16 protein-coding genes are annotated in these 18,930 nt (G+C 54.7%); 10 read left to right on the forward strand and 6 right to left on the reverse strand.

What is annotated here, in order from left to right; genetic code table 11:
* Positions 1-7: 7 nt before the first annotated feature.
* The 4 genes from CWR53_RS12410 to CWR53_RS12425 form a co-directional block, all read right to left on the reverse strand.
* Complete coding sequence (locus CWR53_RS12410) at positions 8-1,537, reverse strand: M28 family peptidase (protein WP_100851683.1); 1,530 nt, start codon at positions 1,535-1,537, stop codon at positions 8-10.
* Positions 1,538-1,783: 246 nt separating this feature from the next.
* Positions 1,784-2,446: a TetR/AcrR family transcriptional regulator gene (locus tag CWR53_RS12415; RefSeq protein ID WP_100851684.1), complete on the reverse strand. Its 663-nt coding sequence runs from the start codon at positions 2,444-2,446 to the stop codon at positions 1,784-1,786.
* A gap of 81 nt (positions 2,447-2,527) precedes the next feature.
* The gene (locus tag CWR53_RS12420) at positions 2,528-3,631 is read right to left on the reverse strand and encodes a polyamine ABC transporter substrate-binding protein (RefSeq protein WP_100851685.1); all 1,104 of its coding nucleotides are present in this window, start codon (positions 3,629-3,631) and stop codon (positions 2,528-2,530) included.
* A 76-nt stretch (positions 3,632-3,707) separates the two neighbouring features.
* On the reverse strand, positions 3,708-5,009 hold the full coding sequence (locus tag CWR53_RS12425) for an FAD-binding oxidoreductase (RefSeq protein WP_100852634.1): 1,302 nt from the start codon (positions 5,007-5,009) through the stop codon (positions 3,708-3,710).
* A 172-nt stretch (positions 5,010-5,181) separates the two neighbouring features.
* Between CWR53_RS12425 and CWR53_RS12430 the strand changes: the two genes are divergently transcribed.
* Entirely contained in the window at positions 5,182-5,793 is a 612-nt protein-coding gene (locus tag CWR53_RS12430; RefSeq protein WP_181405425.1) for a Crp/Fnr family transcriptional regulator, read from the forward strand.
* On the opposite strand, the gene CWR53_RS12435 is transcribed toward CWR53_RS12430, so the two are convergent.
* On the reverse strand, positions 5,783-7,504 hold the full coding sequence (locus CWR53_RS12435; protein ID WP_100851687.1) for an AMP-binding protein: 1,722 nt from the start codon (positions 7,502-7,504) through the stop codon (positions 5,783-5,785). The genes CWR53_RS12430 and CWR53_RS12435 overlap by 11 nt on opposite strands.
* A 358-nt stretch (positions 7,505-7,862) precedes the next feature.
* Here CWR53_RS12435 and CWR53_RS12440 point away from each other — a divergent pair, with 358 nt between their 5' ends.
* On the forward strand, positions 7,863-8,483 hold the full coding sequence (locus CWR53_RS12440) for a LysE family translocator (protein WP_100851688.1): 621 nt from the start codon (positions 7,863-7,865) through the stop codon (positions 8,481-8,483).
* Positions 8,484-8,580: 97 nt separating this feature from the next.
* The gene (locus tag CWR53_RS12445) at positions 8,581-9,045 is read left to right on the forward strand and encodes an Lrp/AsnC family transcriptional regulator (RefSeq protein WP_100851689.1); all 465 of its coding nucleotides are present in this window, start codon (positions 8,581-8,583) and stop codon (positions 9,043-9,045) included.
* Positions 9,046-9,081: 36 nt separating this feature from the next.
* On the opposite strand, the gene ggt is transcribed toward CWR53_RS12445, so the two are convergent.
* Complete coding sequence (ggt, locus tag CWR53_RS12450; RefSeq protein WP_100851690.1) at positions 9,082-10,665, reverse strand: gamma-glutamyltransferase; 1,584 nt, start codon at positions 10,663-10,665, stop codon at positions 9,082-9,084.
* Positions 10,666-10,994: 329 nt separating this feature from the next.
* Between ggt and CWR53_RS12455 the strand changes: the two genes are divergently transcribed.
* From CWR53_RS12455 to CWR53_RS12485, 7 genes are all read left to right on the forward strand, one after another.
* The gene (locus CWR53_RS12455; protein WP_219995111.1) at positions 10,995-12,281 is read left to right on the forward strand and encodes an HAAAP family serine/threonine permease; all 1,287 of its coding nucleotides are present in this window, start codon (positions 10,995-10,997) and stop codon (positions 12,279-12,281) included.
* A 55-nt stretch (positions 12,282-12,336) separates the two neighbouring features.
* Positions 12,337-13,749, forward strand: a complete 1,413-nt coding sequence (locus tag CWR53_RS12460; protein ID WP_100851691.1) for a M20 family metallopeptidase — start codon at positions 12,337-12,339, stop codon at positions 13,747-13,749.
* 62 nt (positions 13,750-13,811) lie between these two features.
* On the forward strand, positions 13,812-14,819 hold the full coding sequence (locus CWR53_RS12465; protein WP_100851692.1) for a bile acid:sodium symporter family protein: 1,008 nt from the start codon (positions 13,812-13,814) through the stop codon (positions 14,817-14,819).
* A gap of 175 nt (positions 14,820-14,994) precedes the next feature.
* Complete coding sequence (locus CWR53_RS12470; RefSeq protein ID WP_100851693.1) at positions 14,995-16,212, forward strand: diaminopropionate ammonia-lyase; 1,218 nt, start codon at positions 14,995-14,997, stop codon at positions 16,210-16,212.
* Between the two features lie 359 nt (positions 16,213-16,571).
* On the forward strand, positions 16,572-16,940 hold the full coding sequence (locus CWR53_RS12475; protein WP_100851694.1) for a transposase: 369 nt from the start codon (positions 16,572-16,574) through the stop codon (positions 16,938-16,940).
* Entirely contained in the window at positions 16,937-17,272 is a 336-nt protein-coding gene (gene tnpB, locus CWR53_RS12480; RefSeq protein ID WP_100851695.1) for an IS66 family insertion sequence element accessory protein TnpB, read from the forward strand. Before CWR53_RS12475 ends, tnpB begins: the two co-directional genes overlap by 4 nt.
* Positions 17,273-17,353: 81 nt before the next feature.
* Complete coding sequence (locus tag CWR53_RS12485) at positions 17,354-18,922, forward strand: IS66 family transposase (RefSeq protein WP_100851696.1); 1,569 nt, start codon at positions 17,354-17,356, stop codon at positions 18,920-18,922.
* Positions 18,923-18,930: the final 8 nt, after the last annotated feature.

Raw genomic sequence — 18,930 nt, forward strand, 5'->3', positions numbered from 1 at the left:
CGCCCTATTACTGTCCGAGATTGTCGCGTCCGAGCTTCTCAGCCGGAATGGTATCCAGGGCATCCAACAAATCAGCCACAAGGATTGCTGTCGGCTGGAGTTCCTCAACCGCGACCTTGTCGAGGGTGTCACCGATGTCGTAGAGATAGACTGGCGCGGAGATTAGGCTGATGACAGGCATACCTGTAATGAGCTGGATTGGGCCTACATCCGTGGGCAACCCCTCATCGTCAGCGAACAGCTTGGTCGATGCCACCATGGCGCGTTGGTAATCATGTTTTTTCACAACCTGGGTGGTGAGGTCAATCAAGCTTGGCGATGTGATGAAGACGCGAGGGTCAACTTGCCCTGTCATGACTGGTTCGCCGTCCTTGATCACCATTTCTCGTGCAATATGCTCAACCGTCACGTTTGCTACGACGTTCAAGCCACCACCCTTGATGGTGTTATGGGCTAAATCTTCATGCGCCTTGTAGTCGGTGAAATGGGTGTCCATGACAACAAACATCATGCTGCGCTCACGACTTTTAGCTGGTTGCTGGCCATAGTACTTAGCCAAAGCCAACACCTCGGAGACACCGCTAGCGTCCTCTACAGCTCCCAAGAATCCGGAGTCATGGTGTGACTGAACCATGAGCGTTTCGGCATTCTTGCCTGGCAGGTAGCCGACCACTGTCCGGTACTGCACCTTCTTGACGTCGCCTTCCAAGACCACATGGCCTTTGGCGCTAGGCTTGTCCTTCATCAGTTTCTTCAGGATTTCGCCGTCCTTTTTGGTCACCCACATTCCAGGGATGTTCAGGAACAGGTCGTCATCCACGAAGTAGGCCATGTCCTCGTTATAGAAACGATTGCTGTCGAAGTAATTGGACAGGATGCCGATGAAGCCTGCCGCACCACCCTCAATGGCGGACGCCATGTTGAATGGGTAGTTGTTCGGATTGAACGGATTGAGGCGATCATGCTTGTTGAGCGAGTTCTGCTTGTCGTTTACAAAATCTGCCGCCTCGAGCATGCCATTCATGTCGATGTCTTTGAGCTCAATATCGGCGACGACGATTTTGCCTTTGATATCCAGTCCCTTGAGATCTTTGCGATTGCCGACGTAAACGAGCTCTGCCTTCAACCCGTCCGGGCCCGTGCTGAAATGCCCTTCTTTGCCTGGATGAAAGCTGTGCCGCATGTAGAAGGCCGGCACCTCCGTTCCATCTACGTCAAAGCCCCACTTGGTAGCATCCCACTGGAAGGTATCCCCTTTCTCAATGGAGACCTTCTCGAGGCCAAAATCCTTGAATTTCCCGGCGATGTAGTCGGCAGTTTTGACGTTCGCTTCGCTACCGGTTCGCCGCGGCCCGAAATCGGTGATGTCCTGGATGAAGCCGAAGATATCCCGATTGGTGGGCATTGCGGGATGAGTGACTTGAGCATCCACTTGGGCAGTCGCCTGAAAGCTAGCCGAGGAAAGAATGAGGGTCGCGGCCGCCAGGAATGAGGCGTAGGTACGTCGCAACGTCTTGCCATTTTTCTGAAGTGTCATGATGGTTCCGTCGATTCTATTTGTTGTTCGCGGGACTACCGAAGGGGCCTTCCGCAGCGCGCGTCCCCAATCCGTGGCGGCGTACGAGCAGATTCACCCGACCTGGCCGCCAACGAGATATGGCTCACTATTACCTAGATCGACAAGAAAAGAAAGTGAGTACTCACTTTCATTTTTGTAACAGACAAGCCGAATGCTAAGCGGGATGGCTAGCCCGCTGCTGACGAAGCTTGGGGTGAGATGAAGCTAGCGGGGTGTAGCTGACTCACGCAGGGAATCGATCTCTCGGCAGACCATACCTACCAATAGATCCATTTTTGGCAATGCTTGGTCATCAGCCCCGACGCCATGGTTGAAGGACAGATACTCCAAGCTGGAATAGACCATCTGACTGATGAACTGGATGGCCATGCCGTTTTCCAGCTCAGGGAAATAGAAGGCCAAATCGCCGGCAATCACATCCGATTTGATGATTGGCCGCAGAGCATCAAGGAGTTGCTCATCGGTGCGGGATTCATCCCACACCTCGTCAATGGCTTTGAATTGGGGCGTCTGGACGAAGCGCCAGTAGGATTCGATGAAAAAGCGTACCCGGTCCTGGGTCGACGAATTGTGCAGGTGAGACGGTATCCGAATGGCTGCTTCCCTGCGTGCCTGTGCCTCAAGGTAACCCACCATGCAAGCCATAAGACTGACCTTCGTAGGGAAACGCTTGAACAGCCCACCGTGAGATATTTCAGCTCGTCGAGCGACCTCCTGGGTACTGGTCTTGCTATAACCCATCTCGGCAACGCATTCCTGAGCTGAACGCAGGATACGGTGGTAGGTATCGAAACTGCGCTGCTGCTTAGGCAACGGTATGCCGCACAGGTTGAGGACGCTGATCATCGCGTTATCGTCGGTCATCATTAGTAAGCAGTTCCAACCTTTTCGGTTTGGCGCAATGCGCCTAGACAGTGAATCATACTTCACGCGTGACGCTCTTGAACCTCAGTGGCTATTTTTGATCATGTTCCAGGCCCGAGTGACATAGCGCACGTAGCCTGCTGCCGGCTGCGTTGATACGTACAACCTCTGGATCATCGTCGCATCAGGGTAGACACCTGTATTGCGGACAATGCTATCCGGCAAGTAAGCCTTCGATGCAGGCGTTGGGTTGGTATAACCCGTGTAGGTCGTCACCTTTGCCATGTTTCTTGGGTCGAGGAGGAAGTTGATGAAGGCGTGGGCTTCCTTCACGTGTCGTGAGCCGGCTGGGATTGCCAAGACATCGAACCATAGGTTGCCGCCTTCCTTTGGAACCACATAGGCCAAGCGGATACCGCCGTGAGCCTCGTTTGCCGAATTGATGGCCTGGACTCCATCCCCTGAGTTAGCGATCGCAAAGCAGATCTCTCCATTGGCAAGGTCGCTTACAAACTTGGACGAATGGAAGTAGGTGATGAAGGGGCGGATTTTCTCGATGAGCGCGGTTGCTGAACGATAGTCTGCCAGGGTGGCATGCCGGACATCCTTGCCGAGGTAATGCAGCGCGGCTCCATAGAGCTCATCTGGAGAATCCATGACAGCGACTCCGCACCGGTGGAGCTTACTGACGATCGCCGGATCGAAGAGCGCAGCCCAGGAGTCGATCGCTTCAACTCCGAGTACCTGTTTGACCTTATCGACGTTGTAAGCCACGCCGCTCGTTCCCCACAAATAAGGTACCGCGTAGAGGTTGCCAGGGTCATTTTGCTCAAGCTGGTTGAGAATCGCAGGATCCAGGTTGGCGTAATTGGGCAGCAGGGACTTGTCGAGTTTGGCAAACACCCCTGCTTGCCTGAGCCGCTCTAGAAAATGGCTGCTGGGCACTACCACGTCGTATCCCGAGTGACCCGTGAGTAGTTTGGCTTCGAGCGTTTCGTTGGAATCGAAGATGTCGTAGTTGACGGCAATCGCCTTGCTTCTCTGGAAATCGATTAAGACAGAAGGATTGATGTAGTCCGCCCAGTTGTAGATATTCACGACCGAGTTGGGAGCACAGGTCGCTGCCGTTGAGGTAAGGATTGCTAGCGTCGCCAGAAAGCTCCGCAGATGGCCTTTGCTCGACGACATTGAACTGCTCTCCTAAGCGATCTGATTGCCCTAAGCCCAGCACCATGCCCCAGCATCTGAGCTACCGCAAGCCAGCTCATTCGGTGAGCCGTTCCTTGAGCCGGTGCCAAAGCATACCCACAGCCAGCAGAGGCGAACGGAAGTATTTAACGACCGGGAAGCTCATGTGAGGCACAGCAGCGAACAAATCGAAGCCACGACCATCGTCTTGCTGTGTGATCGCTTCCGCAATTAGCCTTCCAGCCATGTGGCTCATATTCAAGCCATGCCCTGAATACGCTTGGGCGTAGTAGACGTTTCGGTGACCTCTCAACCTGCCAATTTGAGGGAGTCTGTTAGCGCCGACACCAATCATGCCACCCCACTTGTAATCGATTCGCTTAGCTGCCAAATCAGGAAATACTCTCAGCATTTTCGGGCGCATAAATCCTTCGATATCTTTCGGGTCGGTACCGGTAAAAGGCCCTGAGCCGCCGAATAGAAGACGCCTATCGGCTGATAAACGGAAGTAGTTCAGAGCGACACCTTGATCGCATAGCGCCCTGTTGAAAGGGACAATGGAGTTAGCTTCTGATTGGGACAGACGTTCGGTAGCTATGATGAAGCTACCTGCGGGGAGCACCTTCGCGCTGATCCTTGGTTCCAGGGATCCCAGGTGTGCGTTACCAGCCAGCACGAGCGTATGGGCTGTTACTGATCCATCTGCAGTTTTAACGGTGACAGTACTGCCATAGGTTATGTCTAGCGCAGCAGTGTGCTCGAAAATCCGAACGCCCAATCTCTTCGCGGCTGCTGCCTCGCCTTTCGCGAGATTCAAAGGATGCAGATGACCTGAGCCTGGATCAATCAGTCCCCCTACATAGCACTGCGACGACGTCACCTTAGCCATTTCAGAAGGGGGGACAAGCTCGAGATGTTCTTGGTACCCGGCACGCTCCAACGCGGCTTTCTCCTCCGCTAGCCCCCGAAACTGAGCATGTGTCTTGGCCAGCTCGCAGAAACCCCACGTCAGATCGCAATCGATTTGATACTTGAGGATTCGGTTTTGGACAATTTCCACCGTCTCAAGACCGAGTTTGTAAAGAGCCGCAACGCCCTCTACGCCAAGGATGCGCTCGAACCGAGACAGGTCGGCTCCGAACCCTCGGATCAGTTGACCGCCATTTCGACCGCTAGCTGCCCACCCTACTGTCTTAGCCTCGACTATGACAACGGTCAGCCCACGCTCAGCTAGCTCAATCGCGGTATTCAGTCCCGAGAATCCGGCACCGACGACACACACGTCGACGTCAACATGACCATTCAACGATGGGTAGCGTTCCCCGTTAACGGCGGTGTCAGCGTAATAGCTATCGACCTCCCCGAAGAGATAGGACATGTCGACTCCCAGGCAAAGTAGAGTTTTGCAGATGCTGGCTCCAAGCATGGGCGTCCATCAATCCATAAAACGAAATGCTGGAGTTAGCTTCAGGAGGGAGGACTCAGGGTCAACAAAAGCTTACAGAGTCGCTACTGGCAGAGGCAGTGATGATTTTGATAGGTTCGGACTGATGAGCAGAGATCAACGTATGACACCTAATGCCGAATACCTCGAGTCGTTCCGTGAAGCCCTAGCCACAAGCGGCATCCTGGACGGCTGTCTGACGGATCGAATCCTGCAGATGAGTAAGGTCACCCGGGCGTCCAAACATACGAAAATCATCCACGCTGGTCATGTTCCTCACCATTGCTACTTCATCGTCCGAGGACTTGCCAGGTACTTCTACCAGGCCTCAAATGGAAAGGAGTGGAACAAGGCATTCTTCAGGGAAAATGAGTGGGCCGGCTCGCTTAACTCATACCTCACCGGTGAGGCGTGCGCCTTCAGCATCGACGTGTTGGAGAACTCGATACTGATCTCCATTCCCCTCGCCCTGTTCAAGCCTTTAGACGATGTACACCCAGAACTCAGGACGCTGGTTCAACACAAAATCCAAGAAATCATGCTTCGAAATGAGCAGCGCGAAGGCATGCTCCTAACGCTGAACAGCGAAAGTCGATACGCATGGATATGTCATCACCAGCGGTGGTTGTTGGAGAGGGTGGCCCAGTACCATCTGGCGAGTTACCTTGGTATCGAGCCACAATCTCTATCACGCTTGAAACGCTCGGTCAGTCTGTAGATCCATTAAAACGGACATCCACATTCAGCTTGGCCATGAGTTCGGAACACCAGCGCATTGCTTCGTCAGAGACGTGGGCAAGATCCACGTACAAGCGCCCCTGGTCTGTGTGCGCTGCAGTGACCGCCACCCCCTCATACTTCTCGCCGATTTTTTCTCTCACCACATCTACAGTAATGGCTTCGCGAAGCTCGGGCTTGTAGATTTTTCCCACAGCCGTAAGAGGTAGGCTCGGAAGGATGACAATTCGCTTTGGACATGCAGGACGCTCATCAATACGTTCTGCGGCAAATGCAATGAGCTCATCTGCGGTTACCGCAGAACCTTTCCGTAGCTGTACAAACGCTACAGGCAATTCTCCTGCATAGGTGTCTGGCATACCCACCGCCGCCGCCAGCGCAACCTCAGGATGTTTCTCAAGACAGCTTTCGATCAGTGCGGGATCGATATTATGGCCGCTGCGAATGATGAGATCTTTCACTCGACCGGTAACGTACAAATACCCAGCCTCGTCAACGTGGCCAAGGTCACCCGTTCTCAACCAACCGTCGTCCGAGACAGGCGAAGGTAAACCCAGGTAACCAGCAAATACAGTGTCGCCTTTGAGGCAGATTTCACCATCGATAATCGTGACTTTCACTGGCGCGGCGACATGACCCACAGCCCCAGGCACAGGATCGGCGTGTAGGTTGGGTAGTGCTGCTACGCCGGCGCTTTCGGTCATGCCATACCCTTGATAGAGAGGGCGACCGACACGGGCTTGAGCGAGTTCATGGAGCCGAAATGGCACAGGTGCACCACCCGAAATCAGGAATCGCAGGGTACTGATATCGCAGTCCCCTACAGGCACATCAATCAGGGCGGCCATCGACGTGGGGATAGCGGCGCTGACTGTGATTCCAAAGCGTTCGACCATCTGCCAGTGGCGGTGTACAGCCTCAGGATTGCGGAAACCCAGGGCTGTTGGAAGCACCATCTGAGATGCAGCCGCGAAAGCGCCCAAGCTGTTAACTATCGCACCCGCCACATGAAAAATCGGAAGCCCGTTGACTGTGACGTCGGTCGGGCCGAGTCGAATGCGTTGCGCAACAGCAAGCGCGGCAGAGGCCTGATTCGCATGGGTGTGACAGGCCAGCTTTGGATAACCTGTCGTGCCCCCGGTATGGAAATACGCGCAGATATCCGACGACGCCGGACACTCGGATTCCGACAGAGGCTCGTCACTGAACTCACTCAGAATCGACTCGAAGCAGGGAATTTCCCCGGAGCTCCCAACGGGCAAACATCTCGGTTGATTTGGCAGCCTCTGTGCAGCTTTGCTCGCCTTGTCCCACGTACCGCACCCGGCAGCTGGGCCAATCGCGAGGACGAGGTCAGTTTTAGCTTTCGACATGAGTTCAAAAAGCGCTTCATCGCTCAGTAACGGGTTTAAAGGATTCGCGATCCCGGCGACCTCTGCCCCCCACAGAATCACATGCGCTTGAGGAATATTAGGTATGAGAATCGAAACGACGGGGCGCTCCTTCCCAGTCAAGCCCCTCATCATACGCACAGCTCGATGGAGACACTTCAGTAAGCTCGAGTAGGATATCGCTTGGGTGTCATCCAAAGACTTCATGTCCTGGACGAAACGAATTGCAGTCGAGCCTGGATGGCTCAGCGCTGAATCGCTCAGCAGGCTGTAAACGGTACGGGGGTGATCAGCTGTCATTTTTTAGCTTCCTTATGAGACAATGCTCTATTGTTTCGACCCGCGAAAGAAATTTCCTTATCATTTGTTAACCATCATCAAGCCGAAGATAAAAAGAGATGCAAACAGCACCATTAACCCCCTTGCCCTGAAGTCGAAAGCTACTTCCCGACACCGAACTTATACACACGCACCCTACCCTGCACTCTTGATTCAAAAACGATAACTAGAGACCTAAAGGAAATCGTCCAAGTGAAAATCACCCCCCTCCAAGTCGATCCGGTTTAATCAAAAGTCATTCGAAACAGCTAGGCTAGACAGTAAAAACCTTATAGAATCCCAAGCTCTATATTTTCCTTCACGCACCAGGTTTTAGCCTATGTCTATGACTGAAAATCTTCTAGCTTTCACGCTGGCAGCCACGTTGCTGACTCTTACGCCAGGATTAGACACTGCTTTGGTACTTAGAACCGCAACCGTCGAGGGCAAACGCCAGGCTGTTCGCGCAGCGCTAGGCATACATGCGGGATGCTTACTTTGGGGTGCAGCAATTGCGTTTGGCCTAGGTGCAATCTTAGCGGTATCTGAGGTAGCGTACACGGCTTTGAAATATTGCGGCGCTGCCTACCTCAGCTGGTTGGGCATCAACATGCTATTGAAGCCACGGCTTGCGATCGCGGACGCCAACGTCCCGACCTCCCGGGAGCAGAACTGGTTCATCAAGGGTATGCTGGGCAATGCCTTGAACCCTAAGGTAGGCATTTTTTACGTATCCTTTCTGCCCCAATTCATTCCACACGGGCAGCCTCTTATTGTCTGGACATTTGGTCTGGTTGGGATACACATCATACTTGGCCTCATCTGGTGCATGACCTTGATCGCAGCCACCACACCTTTCGCCAAAGTACTAAAGCGAGAGTGCTTCATCAAATGGATGGATCGAACTACAGGCGTGATCTTCCTAGCCTTCGCTGCAAAACTAATATTTAGCAAGCGATAATCCTGCGATCCGTGCCGCTCGACGCGAGCGCCACACTCAATTGTTCTCCAACCCAGTTCGTGCTAGCGTAAGGGCACGCAGAAAGGAAGGACAAAAAATGCAGCTTGACTCCTACGACAGAAAACTTCTAAACATACTCCAAGAAAATAATAAGTTATCCCAACGGGAGCTTGCTGAAAAAGTTAATCTATCGCCTTCAGCAGTCAATCGCCGCATTGCTGCTCTGGAAGCCGCTGGCATCATAAAACTCAATGTCAGCATTGTAGATCCAGTTGCTGTAGGTCGTCCAATCACAGTCATAGTCGAAGTCAAACTCGAGAACGAGCGCCTTGATCTGCTTGACGAAATCAAGAAAAGATTCACCAGTCACCCAGAGGTTCAACAGGTCTACTACGTTACTGGGGACTTTGACTTTTTGCTGGTTATTAATGTTGCCGACATGGCCGACTATGAACAGATCACAAGAGATTTGTTTTTCTTCGGAAATATCAAACAGTTCAAGACCTTTGTCGCCATGCAGATCAACAAAAGGACACTCAAAGTCAACGTTGACGAGGAATAAAAATTCGTGCCCTGCGCAGGGCACGAACTACCGACCTCAGAAGCCCAACGCCACGCCATCTCTTCGCGGATCTGCCCCGCCTCGACGAACTCCATTGCCTTCCACCCATATGGCTTGAGCTGTCCCCAAAGGGGCGGCAGCACGCCGGGCGTCATGCCCAAGCATTCGCAGCTTCTGCAAAGTCTGCTCGGGGTAACGCCCTTCTAGCTCGAAGGTGTTCTCACGAGCGAACATTCGTGGGTGGTCTATGGCCTCTTGTACTCCCATTCCGTAATCGATCAGATTCGTGAGTACCTGGACTTGACCAATAGGCTGAAAATGAGCCCCTGTCACGCCAAAGCTGAGCACCATCTCACCCTCTCGCGTCACCATTGCCGGGATGATTGTATGCATAGGGCGCTTGCGCCCCTCGATACGGTTGGGATGCGACTCATCTATGACGAAACTGGAACCTCTGTTGTGCAACAGGACACCAGATTGAGAAGTCAGAACACCGCTTCCGAAGTCATCGAAGATGGAGTTGATAAGTGAGACAGCGAAGCCTTCCTCGTCCACAACCGAGATATACACGGTGTCGTTGTGAGCCGCATGGGGTAGTGGCGTGATATCCGTCATGCGACGATCAAGCTTGATACGTGAGGCCAGCGCTTGAGCGCGCTCATTCGACAGCAAATGCTCAACGGGACAGCTAGCGAATTGGGGATCACAGAGGAACAGATCCCTTTCGGCGTACGCCATGCGTGATGCTTCAGCCTGAAGGTGCAGACGCTCAGCTCCTAATGGAGCCAGATCCCCTAGGTTGAACTGCTCAAGGATTTTGAGCATTGCGAGAGCGATGATGCCCTGCCCACTAGGTGGGCACTCCCAGATATCATAATCCCTGTAGGACGCCGAAATCGGATCAACGTACTCTGGCTGATACTCGGAAAAGTCCTCGGCGCTATGTAACCCGCCACGTGATTGGAGGCTGCTCAGCAAGTCTTCCGCAACCCAGCCTTTGTAGAACACCGCCGCACCATCTTGAGCAATGGACTTCAGGGTCTTGGCCAATAAAGGCTGGCGGTGGATAGCTCCACAAGCGGGAGCGACTCCGTTAGGGAAGAAAACCTCGGCAAAGTTGGCGCAGCGATTCCGCTTCCAAGCGTTTCGGTGCCAGTCATAAGCCAGTCGCTCAGTCACTGGATAGCCGAACTCAGCGGCCTGAATGGCAGGCTCCAGAAGCTTAGAGAAAGGCAAGCGACCGTGGTCTCGAGAAAGCCGCTCCCAAGCAGCTACAGCGCCCGGGACAGTAACCGCATCCGCCGAATATGGGTCGATTTCCGTGATTTTTTTACCGCGATAATGCGCCACAGTGGCGGCTTTCGGCGCCCAGCCAGAGCCGTTAAGAGCCTTGACGGGCTCGCCGTTTTTTTTAAGTAGCGCAAAACAGTCTCCGCCGATCCCGGTTTGCGTTGGCTCAACCACTGCTAGCATCGCAGCAGCAGTGATAGCTGCATCGACCGCGTTACCTCCCTGCCTCAAAATTTCCAATGCAGCTGACGTCGCTAGACCGTGCGAGGTGGCGACCATTGTTCTTGTACTCATCGCTTCAGAGCGACCAGGTTGCTCGAAATTTCGCATGCTGACTCCTAATGCAAAGGGCTCACTAGCTGGAATGACCTTCCTGCGCATGAGCGTTGCCTGGCTAGGGGATGCCCATCAGCATATGCGTGACTGAACGCAACATCAGTGCGTTCTGCAGGGCCAATTAGCAACGATCGCTCGCAACTCCATGGTTAGCATGGCTCCGAGGTCGAACAGAACACCTGGCCATCGCCAGATAACAAGATGAACGACCCCCTCATGAATGCACGCCTTTCTCTGATAGCGGAAGGCTTTGATCTCTGCCCATTCCAGACCATAGGCCCAGCCATGGTTTGACCGTACTCATACAAAAACAACGGAGAGAGATGATGGATGCGGCGATAGCGTATGACCGTCCAGTGGTTGCGAGTAAATGGAATAAACAAGACACGCTGTGGGTGCTCGGCATCTACGGATGTGCCGTGAGCAGCGGTAGTCTTTTCTGGCCAGTCAGCCTTGGGCTTTCTGGCTTCTGGGCGATGTTGATTCTGACCGCCCTCGCCTTTCCAGTAACGTATTTCACATACCGGGCATTTGCCAGGTTCATTCAATCTGCCAGCGCTACGAACGGTCGCGAGGGGAACATTGTCGATGCAGTTGAGGAACATCTGGGTCTCGGTTGGGCCAAGTGGCTGACCCTGCTGTACTTTATCACCGTCTTTCCCACCATGATGGTTTACACGATCACGGTGACCAACACGATTATCGACTTCGTCGCGTCGCAGCTCCATATGGGTGTGCTGCCTCGCTATGTTGTCGCTCCCCTGGCAACGATCGCACTGGTGCTGCTAGTGCAGGGCAACACCACATTCATCGTGAAGGTGATGGGCGCCATCGTCTTCCCCTTCATCATCTCACTCGTGTTTTTTGGCTTCATGGCTATCCCAAGCTGGAACCTGTCCTACATGGAAACGGCTAAGGACTTCGGCGGCGCAACCGGGATCGCCACGTCCGTATGGTCATCACTTCCAATGGTGATCTACGCCTTCAGCTTTACATCGGTGGTGTCGAGCTTCGTGGTAGCTCAGAAGCGAGCCTACGGTGAGAAGGCCAACTTCAAGGTCAGACAGATCATGCTGGTGGCCGTCGTCCTCATTATCATGACCGTGGTCTTCTTCTCCTGGAGCTGCATCTTTGCCCTTTCGCCTGCCGAGCTGGCTGATGCTAAAGCAAACAACCTGACAGCTCTCTCCTACCTTGCTCGTAAGTTCGACAACCCATGGCTGGCCAGCGCCTCACAGCTGATCGTGTTCTCGGCGACCATCAAATCGTTCCTAGCCCACTTCCTCGCCACAAAGGAAAGTGCCAAAGGTTTCGCCACTACCTGTTTGGGCTGTCGCCCTGAGGTTGTGCACGGCAAGAGCCTGCAACGAGTACTCACTGTCCTCATTTTCGTAGTCACCTGTGTACCAGCAATCCTGAACTGGAACGTGCTCAACCTCATCAAGGTTGTGATGGTTCCGATCAGCGTGTTCATCGTGTATTTCCTGCCGCAATACGCCTTCGCCAAGGTTCCTTGCTTGCAGAAATATCGTGGCGGTTTCGCCAACTGGTTCTCGATTGCAGTAGGAATGGTGTGCCTGATCAACGGCTTCATGATCGCCTTTGGATAAACCTTTGAGAGACCTCCGGACGCTCCGCTGGCGTCTGGAACCTGGAGTAAAAAGCATGAGCACTAACGAACGCCAAGCAGTTGTAGACAGAGCCATTGAGATCGCCGACTCGGGCGCTTTACTGAGAACCATGGCTCGCCTGGTGGCTTACAAAACGGAAAGCCAGGAGCCGCATCAAGTGCAAGCTCAGATCGATTACCTCATCAAGGAGATCGCTCCAGCTTTGCATGAGATGGGCTTCACCACGCGTATGGTGAATAACCCCGTCAGCGCGACTGCCCCTTTGTTGATTGGCGAGCGCATCGAAGACCCTTCCCTGCCCACCATCCTCACATATGGCCACGCTGATGTGGTCAGGGGTTACGACGATCAGTGGGATGAAGGCCTTAGCCCATGGAAAGTCACTGTGATCGGTGACCGCTGGTACGGTCGCGGCATTGCCGACAACAAAGGTCAGCACGCTATCAACCTTGCTGCTCTGCAAACCGTTCTTGAGGCTCGTAACGGCAAGCTGGGCTACAACGTGAAGGTGCTGTTTGAGTCAGGCGAGGAAATCGATTCGCCCGGTCTGAACGCCGTGTGCGAGATTGAAAAAGAGGCACTGGCAGCAGACGTCTTCATTGCTTCTGACGGCCCGCGAGTATCAGCAGAGCGTCCTACCCTCTTCCTGGGTTCGCGTGGCGGTATCCTTTTTGACCTTGAAGTGACCCTGCGTGACTCTGCACACCATTCCGGTAACTGGGGTGGCGTGTTATCGAATCCTGCCACGATCCTGGCTCACGCAATGGCCAGCCTGGTCGACCAGAAAGGTCGTATTCAAGTCGATGCCCTCCTGCCGCCACCAATCCCAGAAAACGTATCTGCTGCGCTGGCTGATGTCGTGCTGGGCCAGGATGACGATGCTCCCGAGATTGACCACAGCTGGGGCCAACCTGGTCTTACAGCTGCCGAGCGCGTTCTGGCCTGGAACACCATCGAAGTGCTCGCGTTCAAGTGCGCCAACGCTGACTCTCCCGTAAACGCGATCCCAGCCACTGCCAAAGCCGTTTGCGATTACCGCTTCGTCGTTGGATCGGATTGGCGGAACTTAGAAAAACACCTGCGCAACCACCTCAACTCCCACGGGCTGCACTGTGTGAAGGTAAAGGTAACTGAGGGTCTGCCCGCAACTCGCCTTGATCCAGACGACGCCTGGGCGCAGTGGGCGGTCAAATCGGTTGGACTTACCTCGGGTAAGAAGCCCGCTCTATTGCCGAACTTTGGTGGCACCACCCCTAACTACATTTTTGCCGAAACACTCGGCCTTCCGACCATTTGGATTCCTCACTCCTATCCAGCTTGCTCCCAGCATGCACCGAACGAGCACTTCTTGGGCTCGGTAGCACGTGAGTCCATGGCGATCATGGCTGGTGTTTGGTGGGACTTGGGCGAGGACGCTCAGAAGGTCGTCAGCCAACGCACCAAGTAACGTGGTGAGCCCCGCAGGGTACGGCTCGGCGGGGTTGTTTTAACGAATGATGAGAGGCATTTATGGCTAGGCCAAAATGGTTGCCAGACAATTTCACAATCTCCCTTTTGGTCACAGTAGCGGTTGCATCCCTACTTCCTTGCTCTGGAGAGGTTGCGGTCGCCTTCGCCTGGTTGACCAACATTTCGATCGCGCTACTGTTTTTCATGCACGGTGCGAAGCTGTCGCAACAGGCGGTACTCGCCGGGGCCGGTCACTGGAAACTGCACCTCACAGTTTTCAGCGCTACCTTCATCCTTTTCCCTTTGATCGGCTTAGCGCTTCGCCCAGTCCTCGCACCTGTTATTGGCGAAGAGCTGTACATGGGCATCTTGTACCTCTGCGCTTTGCCCTCCACAGTTCAGTCCTCGATCGCGTTCGTGTCCCTCGCCCGGGGTAACGTTCCAGCAGCGATCTGCAGCGCTGCCGCCTCGAGCCTTTTCGGCATCTTCCTGACACCCATCATCGTTGCCCTGATCATGAATTCAGGCAGCTCTGATGGTGGTAGTTCCACACTCGACGCCATTGAAAAGATCACTGTCCAGTTACTGCTTCCATTTGTCGCTGGGCAAATCGCCAGACGCTGGATCGGCAAATGGGTAGACAAGCATAAGGGCACCCTCAAGTACCTTGATCAGAGCTCCATCCTCTTGGTGGTCTACACCGCGTTTAGCAGTGCAGTGATCGGCGGCATCTGGCACCAGGTACCAGCCGCATCGCTCGGAACCTTGATTGTGGTTTGCATTGTGATTCTGGCCGTTGCCTTGACCCTCACAGCAATAATTGGGAAGCGCCTCGGATTCAACCAAGAGGATCGCATCACCATCCTGTTCTGTGGCTCGAAGAAGAGCTTGGCTACTGGCGTGCCGATGGCCCAGGTGCTGTTCTCCGCAAGCACCATCGGGATGATCATTTTGCCGGTGATGCTCTTCCACCAAATCCAACTCATGGTGTGCGCGGTGTTGGCTCAGCGCTACTCGACTCGAGCGATCGAGGCGGAGTCGAAGCTGGCTGCCAAAGGGGGCGCCTAGCTGCACGATTCAAGCGATAGCTATCGGTGAAATGCACTTTTGTACCGATGCTGACGGGATAAACGCGCCGTTATTGATCACGGCGAGATCTACCATCTCTTCACTGTTTATTCGAAGCGATACAGCTAGACAGCTTCCACCTAAGTCGTGATGCACAGGTCACCAAGGAGACCCAATGTTTACTGCCAACAAAAACGCGATCCGCCAGGCTTACCCTCAAGAACTGCGTGCGATCATGAGCATTCACAAAGCTGCAGAGAGCCGCGCTTGGCTGTCCTCGTGGAACAAGATCAACAGCGACGGTACGCCTCTGTACAGCCTCCCAGGTCTTGCCCATGAGCTGGGCGTTAAAGAGCTGAAGGTCAAAGACGAATCTGTTCGCTCGGAGCTGGGTAGCTTCAAGGCTCTCGGTGCACCGATCGCCTTGGTACGCCTGATCCTGCGCACCTTCCCTGAATCGAACCTCGATCCGCGCCGCCTGCTGGCCGGTGACTACAAGAAAGAGCTCGCTAACTTTGTTGTAATCAGTGCCACTGACGGCAACCACGGTAAAGGTCTCGCAGCTGCTGCGAAAGATATCGGCTGCCGTTGCGTCATCGTTCTGCACGCGAATGTGAGCGTCGAGCGCGAAGAGGCCATCGCCGCCTACGACGCAGAAATCGTTCGCATCACCGGCAACTACGATGAGTCCGTTGAGCATGCAGCCTTCCTCGCTGACAAGAACGACTGGATCGTTGTATCCGACACCTCCTACGATGGCTACGAAGTGATCCCACGTGACGTAATGCAGGGTTACGGCACCATCGCCTCGGAAATCATCGAGTCGCTCGATGCCGGCGAAGAGTTTACTCATGTGCTGTTGCAGGGCGGCGTGGGCGGATTGGCCGCAGGCATCGTGAGCTACTTCTGGGAGTTCTACGGCACCAAGCGCCCAACCTTCGTCGTAGTGGAGCCAGAGCAAGCTGACTGCCTCTATCAGAGCGCCCTGGAAGGTAAAGCGGCAAAAGCGACCGGTTCCGTTGACTCCGTCATGGCCGGCTTGGCCTGCGGCGAAACCTCGCCTCTGGCGTGGAAATTCCTGCAGCCAAGCGTCGACTTCTTCATGACCATCAGCGACGATGAAGCAGTCGCTTCGATGCGTCGCTTGGCTGTAGAAAACGGCTCTGACATCCCAGTTGTCGCCGGCGAATCTGCCGTAGCAGGTCTGTCCGCTCTCAAGCGCATTTCGCAGTCCAGCAGCCTGGCCGCAGACTTGGGGATCGATGCAAACTCGCGTGTTCTTTTGATCAGCACTGAAGGTGCTACTGCTCCGAAGGTGTACGAGGAGCTGGTAGGGCAAACTGCCGAAGCAGTTGTAGCTCGTCAAAAAGACTGGTCAGCAGTCGCTGCCTGATCGTCGTCATTAACAGCGAAGCCGGACGACGTCATCCACGAGACTTAGTCCGGCTTGGTTGTTTCTTACCGCTGCGTAGAAGATCTCTAAACCTCGCAAAATCGCCCTGCTCCCTGTCCTCCGAATCCAGTCGACGCCGCGACGGTCTCAAGTCCAGGCGTACTGACCGGATAATGCTGAAGCATCAAGCGAATAAACAGCCTTGTGGAGCCGACGCACTATAAACGCGTGCGCCAGTTCCGCTTGCCTTTGAATAAAAGGCCTCAACGTGATATGGATGTATTAACTCCATAGTATCCGTCCGGCCAACACACCTTCCTGGCGCATCCGCCAAAGGCCATGGTGTCCACCTAATTTAAGTGGACACCATTTCTGGCCTATCAAGCGGATTTTCCATGCCCCCTCAGCGCCGTACCTACAGCAAATCCTTCAAAGCTCAAGTCATCCAGGAGTGTTCCGAGCCCGGTGCCTCCATCGCCAACATCGCCTTGGGTTACAGCCTCAATGCCAACCTCGTCCACAAATGGATTCGGCTGCACAATCAGAAAACCACGGCTATTCAACCGGCCTTCATCCCGCTTCATACTCATGTATTCGGCGCGGGGTCGCACGGCCAGCCTTCCAGCATTTGCCTTGAAATCCAACACTCACGCACGCCCGTCAAAATGACTTGGCCAGTGGACAGCGCAGCCGACTGCGCCAGTTTTCTTCGAGAGTTGCTGCGGTGATTCGCGTCGACACCATCTGGCTCGCTACCGAGCCGATGGACATGCGCGCGGGAACCGACACCGCCATGGCCCGCGTGATTTCGGTGTTCGGTGCGGCGCAGCCGCATTGCGCTTACCTGTTTGCCAACCGCCGCGCCACACGCATGAAAGTCCTGGTGCATGACGGTCTTGGTATTTGGCTGGCAGCACGTCGGCTCCATCAAGATAAGTTCGTCTGGCCAGGTATCCTCCACGGTTCGCAGATGGAACTGAGCGCCGAACAACTCTATGCCTTGATACTGGGCCTGCCTTGGCAAAGAGTTGGCCCCAGCAACGCCATTTCCATCCTCTGAAGCGAGCCATGCCGCATCCGGCAGTGCAATTGTCCGATCAGCCTATCGTCCTGTTTACGCTGATCTATCAAGATCGGCGGCATGACTTCGATCCCCGACCTAGACCAACTGAACCCCGAACAACTGCGCGCGCTGGTGGCGCAGTTGCTGCAACGCGTCTCGGCACTCGACGAACAAGTCGAGACGATGGGCAAAACCGTCCAGGTCATGGACAAAAAGATTCATCACGACAAAACGTTGATCGAAAAACTCAGCCACGAGATTGCCCAGCTCAAGCGCTTCAAGTTCGCCAAGCGAAGCGAGCAAATGAGCCCGGAACAGGCCAGCTTGCTCGATGACCTGATCGATACCGATATCGCCGCCATCGAAGCAGAACTGGAGTCGCTGCAAGTCACGCCGGCTCTCGTCCAGGAAAAGCAGAAGCCTAAACGTCGTGCCTTTCCGCCTGAGTTTCCTCGCACGCTGATCCATCACGAACTGGATAACACCGACTGCACGTGCGGCTGTGCGCTCAAGCGCATTGGTGAAGATGTCAGCGAGAAGCTCGATTACACACCGGGCGTATTCACCGTCGAGCGCCATATCCGTGGCAAGTGGGTCTGCGACAATTGCGAAACGCTGACCCAGGCTCCGGTGCCGGCGCAGGTGATCGACAAGGGCATCCCGACCGCAGGTTTGTTGGCTCACGTCATGATCGCGAAATTCGCCGATCATCTGCCGTTGTATCGCCAAGAAGCTATGTTTGGCCGCGCCGGCCTAGCTATTCCGCGCTCAACGCTCGCCCAATGGGTAGGCGCCTGCGGTGTGCAGTTGCAGCCACTGGTCGATGCGCTGCGCGAGGTGGTGCTTGAGCAGCCGGTCGTTCATGTGGATGAAACGCCGGTGCAGATGCTCATGCCGGGTACCAAGAAAACCCATCGTTCTTACGTTTGGGCTTACGCCACCAGCCCTTTTTGCGAAACCTCTGCGGTGGTTTACGACTTCAGCCAAAGCCGCGCTGGCGAGCATGCGCGTAACTTCCTGCAAGCCTGGAAGGGCAAACTGGTCTGCGATGATTTCGGCGGTTACAAGGCCAGCTTTGAACTGGGCGTGACTGAAATCGGCTGCATGGCCCATGCCCGGCGCAAATTCTTCGAGCTGCATACGACCCACAAGAGCACGCTGGCTGAGCAAGCCTTGCGTTACATGCAGGTGTTGTACGAGATCGAGGGTGAAATCAAGGATCTGGAGCCGGACTCACGCCGCCGAATACGGCAAGAAAAGGCGGTACCGGTGATGGATGCACTGCATGCCTGGATGATCGCCCAGCGCGATATCGTGCATAACGGTTCAGCCATCGGCAGGGCCCTGGATTACAGCCTGAAACGCTGGGCAGCGCTGTCGCGCTACCTCGATGACGGGGCTGTACCCATTGATAATAATTGGTGCGAGAACCAGATACGGCCTTGGGCGCTGGGGCGCAAGAACTGGCTCTTTGCAGGCTCACTGCGCAGCGGCAAACGCGCCGCCGCGATCATGAGTTTGATCCAGTCGGCTCGCAACAACGGGCACGATCCGTATGCCTACCTAAGAGACGTGCTGGCACGCCTACCGACGCAGCGGGCCAGTGAGATTACCGAGTTGCTGCCTCATCGTTGGGCTCCGGCGTAGCTACACGA

Source organism: Pseudomonas sp. SGAir0191, assembly GCF_002812565.2.
Taxonomy (GTDB): Bacteria; Pseudomonadota; Gammaproteobacteria; order Pseudomonadales; family Pseudomonadaceae; genus Aquipseudomonas; species Aquipseudomonas parafulva_B.